Origin of the sequence: Saccharomonospora glauca K62 (genome assembly GCF_000243395.2) — a bacterium.
GTDB lineage: Bacteria > Actinomycetota > Actinomycetes > Mycobacteriales > Pseudonocardiaceae > Saccharomonospora > Saccharomonospora glauca.
The window spans coordinates 4,418,439-4,436,921 of sequence record NZ_CM001484.1 but is presented as its reverse complement, the minus strand read 5'-3'; the positions used below and the strand labels follow the sequence as shown (position 1 = coordinate 4,436,921).

General features: G+C 68.6%; 17 protein-coding genes, 1 tRNA gene and 1 pseudogene. 6 read left to right on the top strand and 13 right to left on the bottom strand.

Translation table 11 applies throughout. The annotated features are described in order from the left end of the window. The first annotated feature begins 55 nt into the window (after window positions 1-55). Window positions 56-2,410, top strand: coding sequence for a hypothetical protein (locus SACGLDRAFT_RS20810; protein ID WP_005467007.1), 2,355 nt, complete (start codon window positions 56-58; stop codon window positions 2,408-2,410). 306 nt (window positions 2,411-2,716) lie between these two features. Here the strand turns inward: SACGLDRAFT_RS20810 and SACGLDRAFT_RS20805 are convergent, their stop codons facing one another. The 6 genes and pseudogenes from SACGLDRAFT_RS20805 to SACGLDRAFT_RS23150 all read right to left on the bottom strand — a co-directional run. After that, complete coding sequence (locus SACGLDRAFT_RS20805) at window positions 2,717-3,406, bottom strand: hypothetical protein (protein WP_157608860.1); 690 nt, start codon at window positions 3,404-3,406, stop codon at window positions 2,717-2,719. 10 nt (window positions 3,407-3,416) lie between these two features. Next, a complete protein-coding gene (locus SACGLDRAFT_RS20800; protein ID WP_005467005.1) occupies window positions 3,417-4,142 on the bottom strand; it encodes a hypothetical protein in 726 nt (241 codons plus the stop codon). 344 nt (window positions 4,143-4,486) lie between these two features. Next, the gene (locus SACGLDRAFT_RS20795; protein ID WP_232284008.1) at window positions 4,487-4,981 is read right to left on the bottom strand and encodes a hypothetical protein; all 495 of its coding nucleotides are present in this window, start codon (window positions 4,979-4,981) and stop codon (window positions 4,487-4,489) included. 199 nt (window positions 4,982-5,180) lie between these two features. Continuing rightward, window positions 5,181-5,846 (bottom strand): TetR/AcrR family transcriptional regulator, encoded by a 666-nt coding sequence (locus SACGLDRAFT_RS20790; protein WP_005467003.1) that lies wholly within the window; start codon window positions 5,844-5,846, stop codon window positions 5,181-5,183. Between the two features lie 229 nt (window positions 5,847-6,075). Next, entirely contained in the window at window positions 6,076-6,717 is a 642-nt protein-coding gene (locus SACGLDRAFT_RS21625; protein ID WP_157608858.1) for an MFS transporter, read from the bottom strand. Window positions 6,718-6,760: 43 nt separating this feature from the next. Further along, window positions 6,761-7,273, bottom strand: a pseudogene (locus SACGLDRAFT_RS23150) (MFS transporter); the annotation flags it as partial. Window positions 7,274-7,650: 377 nt separating this feature from the next. On the opposite strand from SACGLDRAFT_RS23150, the gene SACGLDRAFT_RS20780 reads away from it, so the two are divergent. Genes SACGLDRAFT_RS20780 through SACGLDRAFT_RS20770 form a run of 3 tightly spaced genes read left to right on the top strand, consistent with a single transcriptional unit; the run spans window position 7,651 to window position 11,444 of the window. Next, window positions 7,651-9,555, top strand: a complete 1,905-nt coding sequence (locus SACGLDRAFT_RS20780; protein WP_005467001.1) for an NHL domain-containing thioredoxin family protein — start codon at window positions 7,651-7,653, stop codon at window positions 9,553-9,555. Between the two features lie 48 nt (window positions 9,556-9,603). Next, complete coding sequence (locus tag SACGLDRAFT_RS20775; RefSeq protein ID WP_005466999.1) at window positions 9,604-9,957, top strand: GroES family chaperonin; 354 nt, start codon at window positions 9,604-9,606, stop codon at window positions 9,955-9,957. Window positions 9,958-9,977: 20 nt separating this feature from the next. Beyond that, complete coding sequence (locus SACGLDRAFT_RS20770) at window positions 9,978-11,444, top strand: peptidoglycan binding domain-containing protein (RefSeq protein WP_005466997.1); 1,467 nt, start codon at window positions 9,978-9,980, stop codon at window positions 11,442-11,444. 87 nt (window positions 11,445-11,531) lie between these two features. Here the strand turns inward: SACGLDRAFT_RS20770 and SACGLDRAFT_RS20765 are convergent, their stop codons facing one another. The 3 genes from SACGLDRAFT_RS20765 to SACGLDRAFT_RS20755 form a co-directional block, all read right to left on the bottom strand. Then, window positions 11,532-11,807, bottom strand: coding sequence for a GlsB/YeaQ/YmgE family stress response membrane protein (locus tag SACGLDRAFT_RS20765; protein ID WP_005466995.1), 276 nt, complete (start codon window positions 11,805-11,807; stop codon window positions 11,532-11,534). A gap of 140 nt (window positions 11,808-11,947) precedes the next feature. Next, window positions 11,948-13,792, bottom strand: a complete 1,845-nt coding sequence (locus tag SACGLDRAFT_RS20760) for an acyl-CoA dehydrogenase (RefSeq protein ID WP_005466993.1) — start codon at window positions 13,790-13,792, stop codon at window positions 11,948-11,950. 203 nt (window positions 13,793-13,995) lie between these two features. Beyond that, complete coding sequence (locus SACGLDRAFT_RS20755; protein ID WP_005466992.1) at window positions 13,996-14,742, bottom strand: response regulator transcription factor; 747 nt, start codon at window positions 14,740-14,742, stop codon at window positions 13,996-13,998. 172 nt (window positions 14,743-14,914) lie between these two features. On the opposite strand from SACGLDRAFT_RS20755, the gene SACGLDRAFT_RS20750 reads away from it, so the two are divergent. Beyond that, window positions 14,915-15,256 (top strand): VOC family protein, encoded by a 342-nt coding sequence (locus SACGLDRAFT_RS20750; protein ID WP_005466990.1) that lies wholly within the window; start codon window positions 14,915-14,917, stop codon window positions 15,254-15,256. 132 nt (window positions 15,257-15,388) lie between these two features. On the opposite strand, the gene SACGLDRAFT_RS20745 is transcribed toward SACGLDRAFT_RS20750, so the two are convergent. Next, entirely contained in the window at window positions 15,389-16,132 is a 744-nt protein-coding gene (locus tag SACGLDRAFT_RS20745; RefSeq protein ID WP_005466988.1) for a VanZ family protein, read from the bottom strand. Window positions 16,133-16,358: 226 nt separating this feature from the next. Here SACGLDRAFT_RS20745 and SACGLDRAFT_RS20740 point away from each other — a divergent pair, with 226 nt between their 5' ends. After that, on the top strand, window positions 16,359-16,796 hold the full coding sequence (locus SACGLDRAFT_RS20740; RefSeq protein WP_005466986.1) for a GNAT family N-acetyltransferase: 438 nt from the start codon (window positions 16,359-16,361) through the stop codon (window positions 16,794-16,796). A 10-nt stretch (window positions 16,797-16,806) separates the two neighbouring features. Here the strand turns inward: SACGLDRAFT_RS20740 and SACGLDRAFT_RS20735 are convergent, their stop codons facing one another. The 3 genes from SACGLDRAFT_RS20735 to SACGLDRAFT_RS20725 all read right to left on the bottom strand — a co-directional run bounded on the left by SACGLDRAFT_RS20735 (window position 16,807) and on the right by SACGLDRAFT_RS20725 (window position 18,461). Beyond that, complete coding sequence (locus SACGLDRAFT_RS20735) at window positions 16,807-17,391, bottom strand: TIGR03086 family metal-binding protein (protein WP_005466983.1); 585 nt, start codon at window positions 17,389-17,391, stop codon at window positions 16,807-16,809. 117 nt (window positions 17,392-17,508) lie between these two features. Further along, window positions 17,509-17,579 (bottom strand) — tRNA-Gly (locus tag SACGLDRAFT_RS20730). A 267-nt stretch (window positions 17,580-17,846) separates the two neighbouring features. After that, complete coding sequence (locus SACGLDRAFT_RS20725; RefSeq protein WP_005466982.1) at window positions 17,847-18,461, bottom strand: PIN domain-containing protein; 615 nt, start codon at window positions 18,459-18,461, stop codon at window positions 17,847-17,849. Window positions 18,462-18,483: the final 22 nt, after the last annotated feature.

Below are 18,483 nucleotides of genomic sequence, written 5' to 3'. Positions count from 1 at the left end.
CATGGAAGGCGGCTGGGTCCGTCCCGCCGCACTGGGAGCCATGAGGAGGTGAACGGTGCCGGCGATACGGTGGCGCCCTTCGGGGAGTGGTTCGGACGTCCCCGAAGGAGATAACCAGGCGCCTGTCAATTTCGACCCGTTCGACCCCGATCCGCCCGCAGAAGCGGTGATCGAGGCCGAGGAACTGCTCAAGCCGTTGCGCGAGCAGGACAGCCGGGGACTGCTGCGCTGGCGTCGGCAGGCGACGAACGCCCCGATCCTTCAGGTCGAGAACCGTTTCGTGCGGGGTCGGCTCGATCTGCGGGCTGCGGAGCTCGCGGTGTTGCTCCGCTTCGAGAACTGCCGGTTCGAGTACCCGCCCGACGTGCGCGAGGCGACGCTGCTGGGGCTGTCGTTCTACCGGTGCTGGTTGCCGGGGCTGAAGGCCCGTAACTTCCGCAGCCGCAACGACGTCCGGCTGATTCGGTGCCGGGTCGAGGTGGACGACGACAGCGAGGAACGCGGCACCGACGTTCTCGCCACCCGCACCGACCGAGGCGTTCCGAACGCGGCGGTCAACCTCACCGACGCCACGGTGGACGGCACGGTGATCCTCACCGGCACGCGAATCCACCATCCGAGCGGCAAGGCCTTGCAGGCCGACCGGCTCAACGTCGTCGGCGCCTTCCTCGCCTACCGGCTCACCACCGATGGCGAGGTTCGCGTTCCGGGGATGACGGCGCACGGTAACGTCAACTTCTCGGGTGCTCGGCTTCGGAACCCGAAGGGCTTCGCGCTGAACGGCAACGGCATCACCGTCAGGGGAAGCCTGCTGTGCGAAATGGACCACTACCGGCCCAACTCCCCCCGGCCCTTCTCGGCCACCGGCATGGTGTACGTACCGAGCATGCGGGTCGCGGGCGACCTCGTGTTCCGGGGCGCGCGACTGGAGGTCGACCCCGACGGCGAGATCGTGGTGGACGCGTGGAAGACCGGCGACTGGTACGTCGATCCGCACCCGGCGTTCATCGCCGACCGTATGCACGTCGAAGGCAACGTCGAGATGGGTGACGGGCTGCGCGCGACGGGGACCCTGCGCATGGTGAACACCCGAATCGGAGGGTCGCTGCGCCTGGCCGGGGCGAAGGTCACCGTGCCCCGCAACGTCGAGCCGCCGTACAAGGACCGCGCCATCCACCTCGACGGCAGCGAGATCAACGGTGACCTCGAAGGCAGCAAACTGCGCACCGAGGGACAGTTCCGGCTGGCCGACGTGACGGTGCGCGGCAACGTGTTCGTCCGCGACGGCGACCTGTCGCACCCGTTCCGCGACGTGTTCTCCGCTCGGCGCAGCCGGGTGTCGGGCAACCTCATGCTCAGTACGTGCACCATGAGGGGAACCGTCCGGCTGCAGGGCATGACGGTCGGCGGCAGCATCGACCTGCAGAACACCACCGTGACCGAGCCGGAGCGGGACGACTCCGCCCAATGGGCCGTGGATCTGCGTTCGGTGCAGGTCTCTCGCAGCGTTTTGATGCACAGTCGGGACGACGGCACGTTCCGAAGCGAAGGTGGGGTGACGCTCGACGGTGCGGTGATCAAGCGCAAGTTCTGCATCGCGGGCGCGGTGCTCTCCGCGGGCAGGAACGGGCTCGCGCTCGACGCGGGCGACACCATCGCCGAGGAGTTCGAGCTCACCCCGGCCACGGTGCCCGACGGCAGGATCTCGCTGCGCGGAGCGCAATGCGGGACGCTGCACGACAACGAACGACTCTGGTATGCCTCGGGCGGGATCGAACTGGAGGACTTTCGCTACGAAGCCCTCCACAACCCCATCCCGCTCAAGGGCGATCAACAGGTCGAGTTGCGGCTGACGTGGCTGCGGCACGCCATGCGCGGGTACCGCCCCGGCCCGTACGACCAGCTCGCCACGATGCTTCGGGCCTGCGGCAACGAGGAACACGCCGATGCCGTCCTGATGCGTAAGCAGCAGTACCGCTACGAGTCACTCGCCACCGGTTACGGCCAGTTCTTCGGACTCGGGGTTCGGGTGTGGAGCTGGTTGCAGCGGTGGATGGTCGGCTACGGCTACCGGCCCGTGAGGGCGCTGGCGTGGTTGCTCGCGCTGCTCGTGCTGGGCAGCCTGTGGTTCGGGCTCGGCAGCGACGACTGCACCCTGGACCCCGACCGGTTCGTCGTCCTCGGCGAGCGATGTGCCGTCAACGCCGACGACACGGGACTCGAATGGGACCCCGTGCTCTACACCGTCGATCTGCTGGTGCCTCTCGCCGACTTCGGTAACAAGGGGCGTTGGCACATGGGGGGTTTGGACAAGTGGGTCTCCACGGGGTTCATCGCGATGGGTTGGGTGCTCGTCACCACGGTGGCGGCGGGCGTCACCCGGACGTTGCGGCGCACCAGCCCCAACTGAGTTAATCCCGGCTGAGAAGCCGTAACGTCGTACGACGCAACGGCGATGACGCCACGTGTCCAGACCCTGCTTCCGTGAATCCCGTGCAGCCAGTCGTGTCGCCACGCCGTTGGTCGCCGCCGCTCTTGTGGTCGTTTGCGCCACCGCCTGCTCGGGCAGGGCGGCCGGGCAGCCGAGCTCGTCCGATTCACGATCGTCGTCGCAGACCCCGACCGTGACGCTCACCGAGCCCGCGGGTGGTCCCACCCGGACTCGGTGAGGCGTCTCGCAGAGGTCACCGCGTCGCCCGGGGGAGGGCAGTGCTCGTCATGCCGAGGTGAGGGCACTTCCGGCGGACACGACGGACTCCGCCGCCACCTTGTTGTCCATCCGGATCAGCAGGGTCGAGGTGTCCCGGAAGGCGACCTGCCCGAACCAGGCGGGTTCGACGTCACGTCCCATCGGCAACGCGCCGAAGTGGTGGATCACCGTGCTGGGCGCTTCCCACAGCGTCAGCAGGGACTCCTCCTCGGAGCGCACCAGGGACTGCGCGCCCTTGGCGATCGACTTGGCTCGTGACAACCACCCGCCGGAGGACTGCTGCTCGTCCTCCGGCTCCGTCTCTCGCGCGGCGGAGGCCGCCATCACCACCGCGAGCCGGCGGTTCGACAACACCAGCCACGCGTCGGCCCCTCCGGCGGCGAGCCCGTCCGCGCAGCCGACCGCCGTGGCGGTGGGGTTCGGCGCGTGGACCCACGCCCAGATCGACGGGTCGTGCACCCACTCGTCACCGTGGTAGTTCCCGGCGGCGACCGCCTCGGTCGGCAACGGCCACTCCGGGACGCCGACGCTCCGTGGGGAGATCCGCCCGCCGTCCTCGTGCGGTGCCCCGCGGCGACCGGCGACGTCGAACGCCACGTGCCCCCACCTCGGCCCGATCCGCATCAGCAGGGTCTCGCCCCGCTCGCACCACGTCTGAGCCGCGAGCTTCTCCAGTTTCAACGGGTCCTTGAGCACCACAAACCCCTTACTGCCGGCCGAACGCCATCGCTTCGAGACGGACGATGTTTTCCTCCGCCGCCGAGATCACGTCGAGACCGGATCCGTCGGCGAGTTCGACGCGCAGCGCGAAAACCTTGCGCGAAGCGTACGAACGGGGCAGCTTCCGGGTCGCCCGGCCGATGGCTCGTACCTGCTGCACGGTCACCTCCCCGAGGGAGGTGACCGGTGCGACCGGGACCGGTTCGTTCGCCGGGTACGCGCCGAGTTTCTTGTCCTGCAGGATGTCCGCCACGTCGCGGGAGAAGTCCCTGACCCCGGCGCCGAACTTGCGGGCCTTCTGCCAGAACGACCCCGAGGACTCCTCCTTCTCCTGCTCGGGCTCGGGAGGCTCGGGCACCTCAGCCAGCAGGGCGAGGCGGTGCGACGTCAACACCCAGGTGAAGCGCACGTCGGCGTCCTCGGTGACCGGGCGGAACCCCATGACCTGCGACTGCGGGCCCGGCCCGAAGCAGACGACCTTCGGCGGGGGAAGGCGGTCGTCGTAGTCGGACGAGGCGTTCACCAGCCCCTCCACCGCGCTGAAGGCGCGTTCGATGCCCTTGCCCGCCGAGCCGGAGCGGCCGTCCCACGACAGGCCGTCGACGTCGAAGCGGATGCCGGACGGCGTGCACGGCACCGCGAAGCGGATCACCTCGTCGGGTCCGCACCACCCGTGCCGAGCTGCCAGGACTCCACCGACTCGCTTGCTCACCACATCACTCCGTACTCATCGCGACCGTCACGCGGTCTTCCTCGACAGCTCGGCCCATACCGGGGACGTGTTCGATCACCGGAGGTTCAAGCGGATCGTCCCGGCGGCGACCGGGGCGGGGACGCTCGGCACCGAGGGCCGAGCCGTCGGTGCGATCTCGTGAATCGCGCTCGTCGAAGCCCTCACCGACCGAAGCCCGGCCCGATGTCGTCCGACCGCCCGAGACGGAAGTGTTCACCGACTCCCCTTTGGACTCGAAGGTGATGCGACGAGGCTAGCCGACCGGCGACGGCGAATCCCGATCTTTCGGCCTTCGTTCCCGTGAGTAAACGGTTCGACCGCCCCTAGCGGGGCCGGTTGGCGAACCGCACCCGCCGGGTGATCTGCACCACGACCACGACGATCAGCAGGCCGGACGCGCCCAGCAGCCCTCCCAGGACGTACAGGTTGGTCCTGTCGTAGCGCTCCGGGAGCAGGACCGTGGTGGGGCCGGTGCAGCGGACCTCCGCCGAGCCGGAGAACCACGCCGGTTCCGGGGCCGGAAGGCGGGAGCTGCGGCGGCTGTAGGTCGGGCGGTCGGGAACGAACTCCCGCACCTCGCCGGAGTCCGGGACCACCTGACATTCCACGTGCTCGTCGTTCCTCGCGGCCAGGCCGAAGGGCTGGCCCTGCTCCAGCTCCACCCGCGCGACCGGGTCGGCCGTGACCTCGTCCTTGCCGAAGACACGGGACCAGATGAGGAACTCGCTGGAGACGAGGAAGTAGCCGAGGGTGATCACCCATACCAGCAGGAGCAGGAGGACCCAGCGCAACACGCGCGGTGGCTTCTTCCGCGTCATGGCGCCATCGGCAGCGGAGACCATGCGCAAATTCCTATCAGGTGCCCCGGTTCCGGGTCCGAAGATCACCGGCTCGGAACGGTCGGAGCGGTGGCTTCCGAGTGAGGTCGCGGAGGAGGTCTCCGAGTAACACGTGGCTGCGTCGGTGGCTCGGGGAGCAGTGTGCGTGCCGAGGTGGAGGGGAGCGCTTCGGGCGTGATCACCGGTCGGGAAGCAGGGCGTCCACGATGGCCGCCAACGCCTCGCGGTGGGTGTCACGGCTGGTGAGTTCGGCCCATCGGGGCGAGGCCGCGGCCAGTCGCGGGTGCGTGTCGGGAGGCAGGTCGGCGATGATCCGGTCGCAGTGGACCGGGGAGTCGGTGTGGGCCCGACGTCGTTCCCGATTCAGCCGGAGCATCAGGTTCCCGACGATGTAGTTCCAGATCGTGCGGTAGACGTAGACGGAGTGGTCCGGGGTGTGTCCGTAGTCCACGGAGGCCTGCAGCATCGCCTCGACCATCCACATCGCGGACGGGGCGGCGAGGCCGTCGCTGGTGAGCACCTCGACGATCCACAGTCGTTCGGAGAGCAGCTCGTACAGCGTGAGCGCCGCGGCGAGGAGTCGCTCCTTGGGGTCTTCGGGGAAGTGCGGTCGAGGCAGGCGCCGGGCGTGCGACTCGATCACGAGCAGCAGCAACTCGTCCTTGTCGCGCACGTGGTAGTACAACGCCATCGGGGTGCTGTCGAGCTCGGCGGCCAGGCGTCGCATCGACAGCTTCTCCGCGCCTTCGGCCCGCAGGATGCGGTCCGCCGCGGCGATGATCGCGTCCACGGACAGCCGTGGGGGTCTCCCGACGTTCTTCCCACGGGACCTGTCTGCGGGCATCGTCGCAACCTCCACTGCACTTCTCTCGGGACGGCGGGCCGACGCGAGGCCGCGTCCGAGACACCGGCTGCACGTCCGGGCCCTGCGCGATTGTCCTCGACAGTCGGCCGAGTTCGCCGCGCAGGGCAGCGGAGGTTGACGACGTCGCCCGCTGTCGTGACTCCGCCCCGGAGCCGTGCGGACGAGCATGGGCGACCGCGTTTCGTGTTCTCAGCGCGGTCGCCGGAGCTCACGTCGGGGTGTTGGCCGGTCGCGGTTCCTCGACCGTCCCAGGGTCGGGTGCGCCGTTGGCCGCCACGGCAGAGGTCTGACGCACCGCGGGATGTACGAAGGTGAAGATCGTCAGCGCGCTCAGGAGAACGGTGACCAGGGCGTAGGGGAGGGTGGGGGCGATCTCGTACAGGCCGCTGCCGACGATCGGACCCACGACGAAGGTCAGCGCGGTGCCGGCACTGACGAGTCCGGCCACCGCGCCTTGCTCTTCGCGGGTGGCCAGCAGGGTCGGTGCGGCCATCACACCGGGAAGGCCGAAGCCCAACCCCGTGCCGAGCACGGCGAAGCCCACGGCGAGCAAGGGCTGGTTCGGCGCGATCGCCGTGACGAGTGCGCCGAGGGTCATCAGCGCCGTGCCGAGCCGCATGAAGCGGGCCGGCGGCCAGCCCAGCCGTGGCACCACCACGGCTTGGACGATCACGACCATGCCCGCGGCGGCCAGCAGCACCAGTCCGCTGGCTCGTCCGGTCTCCCCCACGGTGAGGTGCATCCGGTCCTGCAGGAGGAATCCCACCGTCATCAGGGCGACGGTGAGGCCGAGGTACATGCCGAACCCGGTGATCAGGAACGGCCACATGCGGCGGTCGAAGGGGCTCACCTTCACGGTGACGGGGCGTTCCCGGCGTGCCGGGGGGTTTGGGCAGGACCCGCCACAGGACGAGAGCGATCACCACCAGCAGGGCCGGAGCCGCGTACATCGGGGCGAGAAGTCCCGAGCCGCTCAACAGCCCGCCGAGCGCGGGGCCGACCGCGAAGGCGAGTCCCTGCGCCGCGCCGACCATGGACATACCGCGGACCCGCTCGCCCTCGCCGTCGGTCACGTCAGCCACATAGGACTGCGCGGTGACGGGGGTCGCTCCCCAGAAGAGTCCGAACACCAAGCCTCTGGTGAGCAGGAACAGCGCGAACAGCGCCGGCAGGGCGAGCGTGGCGGTGAGTCCGACCTGGGCCACGACCGCGGACGTCAGCAGTCCGAGCATGGCACCCACGACCGAGATCAGGAGCACCGGCCGGTGTCCCCACGCGGCCGCGCGGCGGCCCCAGAACGAGCTGACGACCACCACGCCCGAGGCGCTGACGGCCATCACGACGCCCATGGCGAGCTCGCTGAAACCGAGCTCGCGCGCGAGCGGGGCGAGGATCGGTGTGACCATCTGCTGGCCCACCATCAGGCCGAACACGGCCAGGCAGACCAGCAAGATCGGCTTTTTTTGTCAGTGGCTTTCGGGGTGTTGGTGCTCATGACCACTCCCGTCGCGGATCGACGCGGCCCGGTGGCCGCCGTGGCGAAGTCATATTTTCTTATGCGTAAAAAAACTACCACGGCTCAGGTCGTGGGCACCAGGGTTTCCCTCCGCCCGACACCGACTCCCTGAGTCAGAAGGTCCGCGAAGCCACCCGAATCGGTCCACAACGGAGTGTGGACCGGAGCGGGTGACACCGCGTCGTCACCGCGTCGGGCGGGTTCGAGCCGGCCGGGGCGTGACGACCGACTCGGACGGGTCACCCCACGGAACACTGGGGGGGCCGGGTGTTGTTGACTCCCGTCGTGAGTGTTGAGCAGTCGAAGCCCCGTGCCCGAGTGCGGGCGCCCGAGTTGACCGGCGACGCCTGGTGGAACACCGGTGGCGAACCGCTGACGCTCGCCGGGCTGCGAGGCAAGATCGTCCTCCTCGATTTCTGGACCTCGGGGTGTGTGAACTGTCTGCACGTCCTCGACGAGCTGCGGCCCCTGGAGGAGGAGTTCGCCGACGTGCTCGTCACCGTGGGCGTGCACTCCCCGAAGTTCGCCCACGAGGGTGGTCGGGACTCCGTGGCCGCCGCCGTGGGGCGGCTCGGCGTGGACCACCCGGTGGTGAGCGACCCGGACATGAGCCTGTGGCAGCAGTACGCCGTGAAGGCGTGGCCGACGCTCGTGGTCGTCGACCCCGAGGGCTACGTGGCGCACGTCGCCGCGGGTGAGGGACACGGTGACGCCTTGCGCCGGGTGATCGGCGACCTCGTCGCCCTCCACGAGGAGAAGGGCACCCTGCGCCGGGGCGCGTTCGACCCGAGCGAGGCGGCGCGGGCCGCGGCCGACAACCGCGGTGGGTGGCTCGACGGCCTGCGGTTCCCGTCGAAGGCCGTGGTGACGGCCGAGGGTCGGGTGCTGGTCGCGGACACGGCCAACCACTCGATCGCGGAGTTCGCCTCCGACGTCGAGACCTTGCTGCGTCGTTTCGGCGACGGTCGAAGGGGTTCGGTGGACGGCGCGTTCGACGTCGCGCGTTTCGCGGAGCCGTCGGGGCTGACCCTGCTCCCCACGCATGTCGCCGACCGGGTCGGTTACCACCTGCTCATCGCCGACACCGCCAACCACCTGCTCCGGGGTGTCGACCTGCGCACGGGCGCGGTGCGGACCGTCGCGGGCACCGGGCGGCAGTGGCGCGACGGCGACGACTCCGGCCCCGCCCTCGACGTCGACTTGACGAGCCCGTGGGACGTGCGCTGGTGGGACGTCGCGGGCGGAGTCGTGGTGGCGATGGCGGGCAACCACACCCTCGGACTGTTCGACCCGATCGAGGGCACGATCTCGCGGTTCGCGGGCACCACCGTGGAGGGCCTCCGGGACGCCCCCGCCGCCGAGGCGTTCTTCGCCCAGACCTCTGGGCTGGCCGTGGCCGGCGACCGGTTGTGGCTGGTGGACGCCGAGACCTCGGCCCTGCGGTACGTGGAGCGCGACGACACCGGGGACGGGTTCGTCGTGGGCACCGCCGTGGGGCACGACCTATTCACCTTCGGCCACCGCGACGGAGCCGCCGACTCGGCGCTGTTCCAACACCCCTTGGGAATCACCGTGCTGCCCGACGGTGCGATCGGCGTGGCCGACACGTACAACGGCGCGGTGCGGCGGTTCGACCCCGACACCGGCGAGGTCACCACGTTGCTGCGTGACCTGGCGGAGCCCTCCGACCTCGTCGTCACCGACAGCGGGGTGTTCGTCGTGGAGTCGGCGGCGCATCGACTGCGTCCCCTGGACAGCGGTGAGGACGACTCGGAGGGAGAGGTCGTCGACGGCGCCGAGCTGGCCGTGCGGCGCCCGCCCACGGTGCTCGCGCCGGGGCAGGTCCGGCTGACGGTGACGTTCGTGCCGCCGCCGGGGGAGAAGCTCGACGACCGGTACGGTCCTTCCACCCGCCTCGAAGTCAGTGCCTCGCCGCCGGAGTTGCTGGTCGACGGTGGAGGCGTCGGCACCGATCTCGAACGCACCGTCACGCTCGCCTCCGACGTGGAGGGTGGAGTACTCCAGGTGGTGGCACAGGCCGCGAGCTGTGCCACCGACGCGGAGCACCCGGTGTGCCGGATCACTCGCCAGGACTGGGGAGTCCCCGTACGGATCGAATCGCAAGGGGCCGAGGGATTGCCTCTCGTCATGGCGGGAACTCCGGCCGAGTAAGCAGAGGTCGGTACCGGGACCCGTTTCGTTTCCTTACCGCGACGTAGCATGAATGACGTGTCAGAAAGCAACGGTCCACTCGCCTCGGACGCCAAGCTCGAAATCCAGATGCTGCACGACCGGGTGCTCGTGCGCATGCCGCCGGAGGACGGTGAACGGCGCAGCACCGGTGGCATCGTGATCCCGGCGACCGCCCAGGTGGCACGGCGGCTCTCCTGGGGCAACGTGCTGGGAGTGGGCAACAACGTACGCAACGTCAAGGTCGGCGACCGCGTGTTGTTCAACGCCGAGGACCAACTCGAGGTCGAGATCCAAGGCAATGCGTACCTCGTGATGCGGGAACGCGACATTCACGCGGTCGCCAGTGAGCGGACGGAGCACGGAACGGGCCTCTACCTGTAGGTGGCATCCGGGAGGCGCTCATGGGTGGTCCTGACGACGGCGAGGGAACCACCTCCGAGACCGATGTGATCGACGAGTTCCTCCCCGAGGAGGGGACTCGTGACTGGGGTCGGGCTTCTCCCGGAATTCGCTGGCGTCGCGGTGTCGGCAACGCCCTGATGGCGTTCGGCGTCATCATCGGGCTTCTCGCCGTGGTGTACGTGGTCGATCTGGTGGCCGGTATCGGTGACGTGCCTCGTGGCGTCACCGTCGCCGGCGTGGACATCGGCGGACTCGACAAACAGGAGGCGGAGGCCGAACTGCGCCGGGAACTCGGCCCGCGCGTGACGCGCCCCGTGGAGCTGCGCGCCGCGGGGATCGACGTCTCGCTCGACCCGGTGGAGGCCGGCCTCGGGGTGGACTGGACAGCCACCGTCGAACAGGCGGGCGGACAGCCGTGGTTGCCGTGGGACCGACTCGCCGCGCTGTTCGGTGGTCGCGAGGTGCCGTTGGTGACCACCGTCGAGGAGAAGGCGCTGAAGGCCGCGTTGGACCGCGTGGCGCGGGAGCGTGTCAACCGCCCCGCTCTCGACGGCGGGATCGTGCTGCGACCCGTCGAGGGGGAGCACGACGACGGCGGGGTGTCCGCCAGGGTGATCGAGCCGAAGGCCGGTACGCGGATGACGGACCTGGACGCCGCCGTCGCCGCCGTTCGGGCCCACTGGCCGTCGTTGAGCCGTATCGAGCTTCCCGTGGAGGTGTTGCGGCCGCGGCTGACGTCGGAGGCCGTGCACGCCGTGTTGGAGGACACCGTGCGGCCGTTGCTGGACGGTCCCGTACTGGTGCGCGGTGACGGGGCCGAATCCGTGTTGCTGCCCGAGGACATCCACAAGGCGCTCGGGTTCGAGATCCGTGACGACGGGGGGAGCGCGAGCCTGGCCGTGACCCTGGACCACGCGGTGCTGAGCAGCGCCGTTCGGGGCGAGTTGGGGCCCACCGAGCGTCCCGCGCGGGACGCCGCGCTCGTGTTCCGCAACGGGGCGCCCGTGGTGGTGCCGTCGGTGCGAGGTACGCGCATCGACTGGGAACGCACCTTCGCCGGGATGACGCAAACGCTTGCGACGGCACCGCCGGATCAGCGGGAGATCATGGTGCTCTACGACGCCGTGGAACCTGCCGTCACCACCGAGGACATCCGTGGGCTGGGAATCGAGGAGATCGTCGCCACCACAACGGCGAGCGGGCACGCGCCCGCCGACCTCGCCGGTGCGGACGTCGCGGCCGGGCAGCTGAGCGGTGTGGTGGTGCGACCGGGCGAGACGTTGGACCCGCGGGCGTACGGCGCTCCACCGCCGTTGGCGGCGGCGTTGGAGGAAGCGGGTGAGCAGGCCGGCCTGTCGGTGGGCGAGGGAGGAATCCTCACCAACGACACCAAGACGGCCGTCGCCGTGGACGTCCGGTCCCTGTCGTCGACGGTGCGGGTCACCCTCTGGGGCAGCCACTCCTGATGCCGGACGGCCGGCTGTGGAACCACCGATCGGGTCGCCACGCAGGCGACGCGGCGGGAGTGTTCTTGCCGCGTCGCCCGTGACCTTTCAGGTTCGGATGTGCTTGCGCGGGTACACGCTCGCGGTGATCGAGACACCGATCGCGGCGACCACGAGTTGCGTGATGAACTCCAGCCAGTCCCAGCCGTCCGTGTCGGCGTAGCCCAGGCCGCGCGCTATGGCCGTGCCGAGGAACGCGGCGACGATTCCGACGAGGATGGTGAGCCAGATGGGGATGTTCTGCTTGCCGGGAAGAATCAATCTGGCGAGCGCCCCGAGCACCAGACCCACCACTATCGCGGAGATGATTCCCGAAATCGCCATGGTGGCTGCTCCTTCAACACCGGGTCAGTGACCCGAGTGAGGTACCCACCTTTGTCGATCGCCAACCCACACGTGCACGAGGGGCCACCTCCCGCACGGGGAGGTGGCCCCTCGTCGTCCTGAGTCGGGTCGACGGCGCCTCAGAACGCCGCTTCGTCGACCTCCATGAGGTCGTTGTCGGTGGCCTCGACGACGGCCCGGCGGGCCGACAGCTCCGGCAGCACCGTCTTGGCGAAGAACGACGCCACGGCGAGCTTGCCCTTGTAGAACGGCACGTCCTTCTCGGAGGCGCCCGCGTCCAGCTTGGCCTGGGCGATCTCGGCCTGCTTGAGCAGCTGCCAGCCCACCAGCAGGTCACCGGCCGACATCAGCAGTCGCACCGTGTTCTGGCCGACCTTGTAGATGTTGGTGACGTCCTCCTGCGAGGAGGTCAGGTAGCCGATCATCGTGCCGAGCATGCCCTGGACGTCGTCCAGCGCCTGCTTCAACAGCTCGCGCTCCTTCTTGAGCCGGCCGTTGCCCGCCTCGGACTCGATGAACTTGACGATCTCGCCCGCGATGTAGCCGAGGGCCTTGCCCTTGTCGCGGACGATCTTCCGGAAGAAGAAGTCCATCGACTGGATGGCGGTGGTGCCCTCGTACAGCGAGTCGATCTTCGAGTCGCGGATGTACTGCTCGATGGGGTAGTCCTGCAGGAAGCCGGAACCACCGAGGGTCTGCAGCGACTGGATGAGCTGCTCGCTGGCCCGCTCGGAGCCGACGCCCTTGACGATGGGCAGCAACAGGTCGTTCACGCGCTCCGCGAGGTCGAGCGACTCGGCGTCGCCCTCCTGCGTCCACACCTGGTCCTGGAACGACGCGGTGTAGAGGTACACCGCGCGCAGCCCCTCGGCGTAGGCCTTCTGGAGCATGAGCGACCGGCGCACGTCCGGGTGGTGCATGATGGTGACGCGCGGGGCGGTCTTGTCGGTCTGCCGAGTGAGGTCCGGGCCCTGCACGCGTTCCTTCGCGTACTCCAACGCGTTCAGGTAGCCGGTGGACAGCGTCGCGATGGCCTTCGTGCCCACCATCATGCGGGCGTACTCGATGACCTGGAACATCTGCGCGATGCCGTCGTGCACCTCGCCGAGCAGCCAGCCCTTGGCGGGGGTGCCGTGCTGGCCGAAGGTGAGCTCGCAGGTGGTGGACACCTTGAGGCCCATCTTGTGCTCGACGTTGGTGACGAACACGCCGTTACGTTCGCCGAGCTCGCCGGTGTTGGTGTCGAAGTGGAACTTCGGCACCAGGAACAGCGACAGGCCCTTGGTGCCGGGCTTCGGCTCGATGCCGGGGCCCTCGGGCCGGGCCAGCACCAGGTGCATGATGTTCTCGGTCATGTCCTGGTCGCCCGAGGTGATGAACCGCTTGACGCCCTCAAGATGCCAGGAGCCGTCCTCCTGCTTGATGGCCTTGGTGCGGCCCGCGCCCACGTCCGAACCGGCGTCGGGCTCGGTGAGCACCATCGTGGCGCCCCAGCCGCGCTCGATCATGATCCGCGCCCAGCGCTTCTGCTCCTCGGTACCGTTGCGGTCGAGGATCATCGCGAAGTTCGGGCCGGCCATGTACATGTAGAGCGCCGGGTTAGCACCGAGGATCAGTTCGGCGGCGGCCCACTGCACCGTGGGGGGCAGGCCGAAGCCGCCGAGGTTGTTAGTGAGGCCGAGCCGCCACCACTCGCCGTCCCAGAGCGCGCGGTAGCTCTTCTTGAAGGACTCCGGCAGCGTGGCGGAGAAGGTCTTGGGGTCGTAGACCGGCGGGTTGCGGTCGGCGTCGGCGAAGGACTCGGCGAGTGGACCGACGGCGAGGTTGTTCAGCTCGGACAGCACACCGCGGGCGGTCTCCTCGTCGGATTCCGCGAGCACTCCCTTACCGAGGCGGTCCTGCACGCCGAGGACCTCGAAGAGATTGAACTCCAGGTCTCGGACATTGCTCTTGTAGTGGCCCATGTCGTCACTCCGTACGGGTCGTTCGGCACTCCGGCTGGGCACTCCTGTCGCGGACAGGACACGCGGTAGCACTGCCCTACTGGCCGGTAACATAAGGATACTACTAGGCGGTAATGGAAGGCGAGAGTCCCGGCGGGGCTGTGACGCGGATGTCGCAATGTGCTGGTAGCCGGGCCGACACGGCCCGTTCCGGCCTTCGGTTTTCAGGGGCGGGAGGGGGTCCTCTCGTCGGGGCGACCGCCGTTTTCGGGAGTGACGACGAGCAGGCCGGAACGGAACGCCTTGGTGACGGCATGGGTGCGATCGCGTGCCGACAACTTGCGCAGGATGCTCTTGACGTGGGTGCGGACCGTCTCCACGGAGAGGAAGAGCGTGTCGGCCACCGCGGAGTTCTCCATGCCCTCGGCGATCAGTTGCAACACCTGGTACTCGCGGCGGGACAGCGGCATGTGCGGTCGCCGGGCGGCCCCGGCCTCCCCGGACCGTTGCGTGGGTACCAGGGGAGCCAGTGCCGGATCGGTGTAGTGGCGCTCGACGTAGGCACGCCGAATGCCCTCGGTGAGCTGTCGGGGTTCCACCGACCGGGGCAGAGCGCCGTGCACGCCCGTACTCATGATCATGTCGAGATAGGCGCTGGTGCGGTGCGCCGGGTCGACCAATATCATGATCACCAACATCGGATGCCCCTCGGCCAGCAGCCGGGAGAGGTGACCGTGCGGGTCGAGCGCCGAGTCGATCAGCAACACGTCGGGGCGGAGCTGCTCGCACATCTGGATGCCGGCGTGATGGTTGCCCGCATGGCCTCCCCAGCGTAGGCCGGGCGTCCGACTGATGACGGCGCTGAGGCCGTCCCGGAAGATGGGCACCGAGTCCACGGCGGCCACGGTGAGCGTACGGGTCGCCCTGTTCAAGCCGTATGCGCCGCGCGCGGCGTGTGTGCCGTGTGCCATCCCGTCCTCCCTCCGCACGCCCGTCCCCCCGGCGTGCCGCTCCCCTGGATGGGGTATTCCCGCTGGACCGAAGTGGTTACACCGAACCACAAGAGTTACACCGGGTAGTGCGACACGGGGGCGTTGAGTGTGCACCGTCTCGTCCGGGTAGCACCGAGATGTGGCCGCACACGTGATAGCAGTGGCGATCGACTGCCAGGACGCCGACGCGCTCGCGAGCTTCTGGCGAGAAGCTCTCGGAACGCCACCCCCGCGGCGGTGGCGGGATGCCGACGGCCTGACCTACGTCCAGCTCGACGGGCGACCGACATTGGTGTTCCAGCCCGTGCCGGAGCGCAAGTCCGTGAAGAACCGCCTGCACCTCGACGTCGCTCCCGAGTCGGGGAGCCGGGACGACGAGGTGAGGCGGTTGGTGAGGCTGGGCGCGAAGGTCGTGGACGAGGCCGAGCGTCATCCGTGGGTCGTGCTCGCCGACCCCGAGGGCAACGAGTTCTGCGTGCTGCCCCCGCGCTGACCGGCCTCGTTCTCGAATTCACGGGGTGGTGGGGCGGTTACGAAGTCCCTAGACTGTGACGAGCCACACACAACGGCATCAAGGGAGATGGCGTGCAACTGGCTCTGGTCTTTCTCGGCGTGGTGCTGCTGCTCATCGCAGCTGCGATAACGGTTGTGTACGAGGATCAGAGGGAGTCGCGCCGACGCGAGCGGCAAAGGCGGGAGCGGTTGATCCGGCTCGGTGAGATCGAGGCGGCACCGCGAGCGGCATGGTCCGAGCGGTTTCCGGGGCACGGACTGCGGCGTCCTCCTTCGTGACCCGTCGTAGGTACCTGAACAGGGCGGCGGCCACCCAGCCGAGTACGGCACCCGCCGTGTTGGCCATCAGGTCGTCCACGTCGAAGATGCGGTAGGGATACGGCGCGGTGCCGAAATTGGCGGTGAGCTGCGTGATCTCCACCGCCAGCGAGACCCCGAATCCCGTCAGCAGCGCGAACCCCGGCCCGCGCCTCCACAGCAGCACGGTGAACATGCCCAGCGGCACGAACAGCAGCACGTTCATCGCCAGTTGCTGGAACGTCTGGGTGAACAGCGCGTGGGAGTCCGGCAGTCCGTACTTGTCGAGTTCGGTGCCCACGTCGGCGATCCATTGGAACGGCACGAGCTGCACGGTCTGCGTCAGGCGTGGGTCCCCCGGTTCGGGCAGGGGCAGCAACACCACGGCCACGGCGAGACAGGTGTACAGCGTGACGACGCCGGTCACCACCACGCGCCGGACGTCGACGCGCCCGAACCTCGCATGGTGGCTGATGAGTTGGGGAATCAGTAGTACCGCCCACACGACCATGAACGCGCCGAATCCGTACGTCAGGGCTGTCTCCTGTGCCGAAGTCATGCCCTGACGCTATGGCCGGTGAGGGGCGGGCGACCTCGGCCGAGCGGACCGTCTCGCCGCGTCGCGTCGGCCATCCGGCCGATGGCCGTTCGTCGAACCTCTTCCGCGCGTGTCCGCACTTTACGAACGCGTGTCCGCAGTCTGCGTACGCGTGTTCGCACCTCGGGTACGTCGGCCTCCGGAATTTCGTGGTGACAACGGCCCCGAGACGGCTACGGTTCCCCGCATGGCTGTGTCGTTGCGGCCGGTGACTCGGGACACCGTGCGGGCGGTGTGCGAGCTGAGGTTGGCCGAGGGGCAGGAACGGCTGGTGGCCCCCGCCGCCTACACCGTGGCCGAGGGGAACTACGAACCGGACGCCATTCTGCGTGCGATCCACCTCGACGACGTCGTGGTGGGCGTGCTCCTGGTGGAGGTCGAGACCGGGGTGCCGTACCTCGTACGGTTCATGATCGACGCGTCGTACCAGGGCAGGGGTATCGGCCGACAGGCCGTGGAGCGGCTCGTCGAGGAACTGCGCGAGCGCGGCTGGACGTCGGTCGAGACCACCTTCGTGCCGGGGGACGACAGCGCGGAGGGGTTCTGGCGTCGCTGCGGTTTCCGCGACACGGGCAAAACGAAGCACGACGAACCGGTGTACGTGCGGGATCTCGTGGGCGGCTGAGAGGCCGACGTCACGGAGTCGACGTGCGAGGTCGCCACTTCGGGTCCCGCCCCGTGAGGCCGATGACGCGATCCAACAGCGGCGCGTCGGCGGGGACCTCGACGGCCGGTCCGAACAGGCCCTCCACCGGCCCGGCGGCGGCGATCGCGTTCGTGTGTTCGTGGACGGGCGTCAGGGCCCGAGGATCGGGGTCGTAGGACTGGCCGGTGGCGCGAGCCAGGTCCCAGCCGTGGACCACGACCTCCGTCAAGGCCACGAGGCCCGCCTGCTCGCCGGACAGTTCTATGCCGCCGGCCTTCGTCGTTCCCTCCCACGCCGCGGGCTCGCGCCAGGCACGGGCGAGTTCCTCCAGCCGCTCGGGGAGCCGCGTGCGCCAGTCGTCGGACAGGTTCGCGCCGTTCGGCGCGGGCGGCTGGTCGGTCACCGGCCCGGGCTCTTTACGCGCGGCGAGGGTGAACGCGAACGCGAGGCCGTCGAGGTGGTCGAGGAGATCGGCCACGGTGTAGTGCTCGCAGGGGGTCGGGGCGGCGAGATCGGTGATTCGGGGCAGCAGATCCGCTACCGCGCGGGTGGCGGGAACGAAGTCGAGCGTCATACCCGTAAGCCTGCCCCGAAGGGCCGACAATCGCGGTCGTTCGACGGCCGGAGAGCCGCGAACACCGCCCACAATGACGAAGCCCCCGAGCCTTCCGGCCGAGGGCTTCGTTCCGAGAGCGGATGACGGGAATCGAACCCGCGTTCTCAGCTTGGGAAGCTGATGTTCTACCATTGAACTACATCCGCAGCAGTTCACATCATACACGATGCCGATCACTCGACGGCATGCGGGTGTCCCCCTGACGGTGTGTCGCTTGGAGGCAAGCCGGGACTTGCCCTGATTAGGGGGCAGCTTGCGCCCCGTGGTTCGGGGATGTGCGGGGCATGACGATCTCATGGTCCTAATTCTGATTGGTCGCGTTACCGTCCGCCACGCGCGTGAAGTATTGCGCACCCTGAAAACGCTGTTCCGAAATTCTTGAATTGGCTACACTTTGACCATGCGGGCGTGGCTCAGCGCGGCAGGCGCTGCGGCGGGAGCATTCCTTTCGAGGGGCGCAAGCGATGGATTCGTGGCCCCCTAAGATATTTTCGTGCCTCCCCTGCGAAACCCGGCACGTACGGCTGCAGCTTGTCGAGGAAGATGGCAGGCGTTTCCGGAGGGTTGCGGCGCCCGGCGGTGAGTCTTTCCAGGACCTTTATGGTCCGGCTTGGGTAGAGATCGAGCTGGTCCAGCAGGAACTCGTCTGGGCTGAGCACATTGATGTCGTAAGGCTCCACCGATGAGGCGGGGAAGTCTTTGACATTCGCGGTCACGATAACTGAGGCATTCGCGCGCACAGCTGCCGCGAGCACGTGCCGGTCCTTCTCGTCGCAGGTCATAGCCTCAATAAGGTCCTCGTAGCCCTCCACCTCGGCGTCGAGAAAGTGCTGACGCATGCGCTGAAGGCGCCGGTGGACCTTCTCGGGTGGCATGCCCAGCTTCGTCACTAGCGTTCGCTCGGTTTCCTTCAGGATGTCTGAGGACCACAGGGGCCTGTAGGTTTTCTCGTGCGCGAGCCGAAGCAACAGGTCTGCTATGTCGTAGGGAACTAATACGCAAGCATCAAGGATCGCCGGAAAAGCCACGCCTTGCAGTGTGCACTACGCA

Coding starts and splice junctions, on each gene's coding strand:
- SACGLDRAFT_RS20795 (WP_232284008.1), bottom strand. CDS start 4,981: ATGACGCGGAAGAAGCCACCGCGCGTGTTGCGCTGGGTCCTCCTGCTC.
- SACGLDRAFT_RS20790 (WP_005467003.1), bottom strand. CDS start 5,846: ATGCCCGCAGACAGGTCCCGTGGGAAGAACGTCGGGAGACCCCCACGG.
- SACGLDRAFT_RS20775 (WP_005466999.1), top strand. CDS start 9,604: ATGAATGACGTGTCAGAAAGCAACGGTCCACTCGCCTCGGACGCCAAG.
- SACGLDRAFT_RS20770 (WP_005466997.1), top strand. CDS start 9,978: ATGGGTGGTCCTGACGACGGCGAGGGAACCACCTCCGAGACCGATGTG.
- SACGLDRAFT_RS20765 (WP_005466995.1), bottom strand. CDS start 11,807: ATGGCGATTTCGGGAATCATCTCCGCGATAGTGGTGGGTCTGGTGCTC.
- SACGLDRAFT_RS20760 (WP_005466993.1), bottom strand. CDS start 13,792: ATGGGCCACTACAAGAGCAATGTCCGAGACCTGGAGTTCAATCTCTTC.
- SACGLDRAFT_RS20755 (WP_005466992.1), bottom strand. CDS start 14,742: ATGGCACACGGCACACACGCCGCGCGCGGCGCATACGGCTTGAACAGG.
- SACGLDRAFT_RS20745 (WP_005466988.1), bottom strand. CDS start 16,132: ATGACTTCGGCACAGGAGACAGCCCTGACGTACGGATTCGGCGCGTTC.
- SACGLDRAFT_RS20740 (WP_005466986.1), top strand. CDS start 16,359: ATGGCTGTGTCGTTGCGGCCGGTGACTCGGGACACCGTGCGGGCGGTG.
- SACGLDRAFT_RS20735 (WP_005466983.1), bottom strand. CDS start 17,391: ATGACGCTCGACTTCGTTCCCGCCACCCGCGCGGTAGCGGATCTGCTG.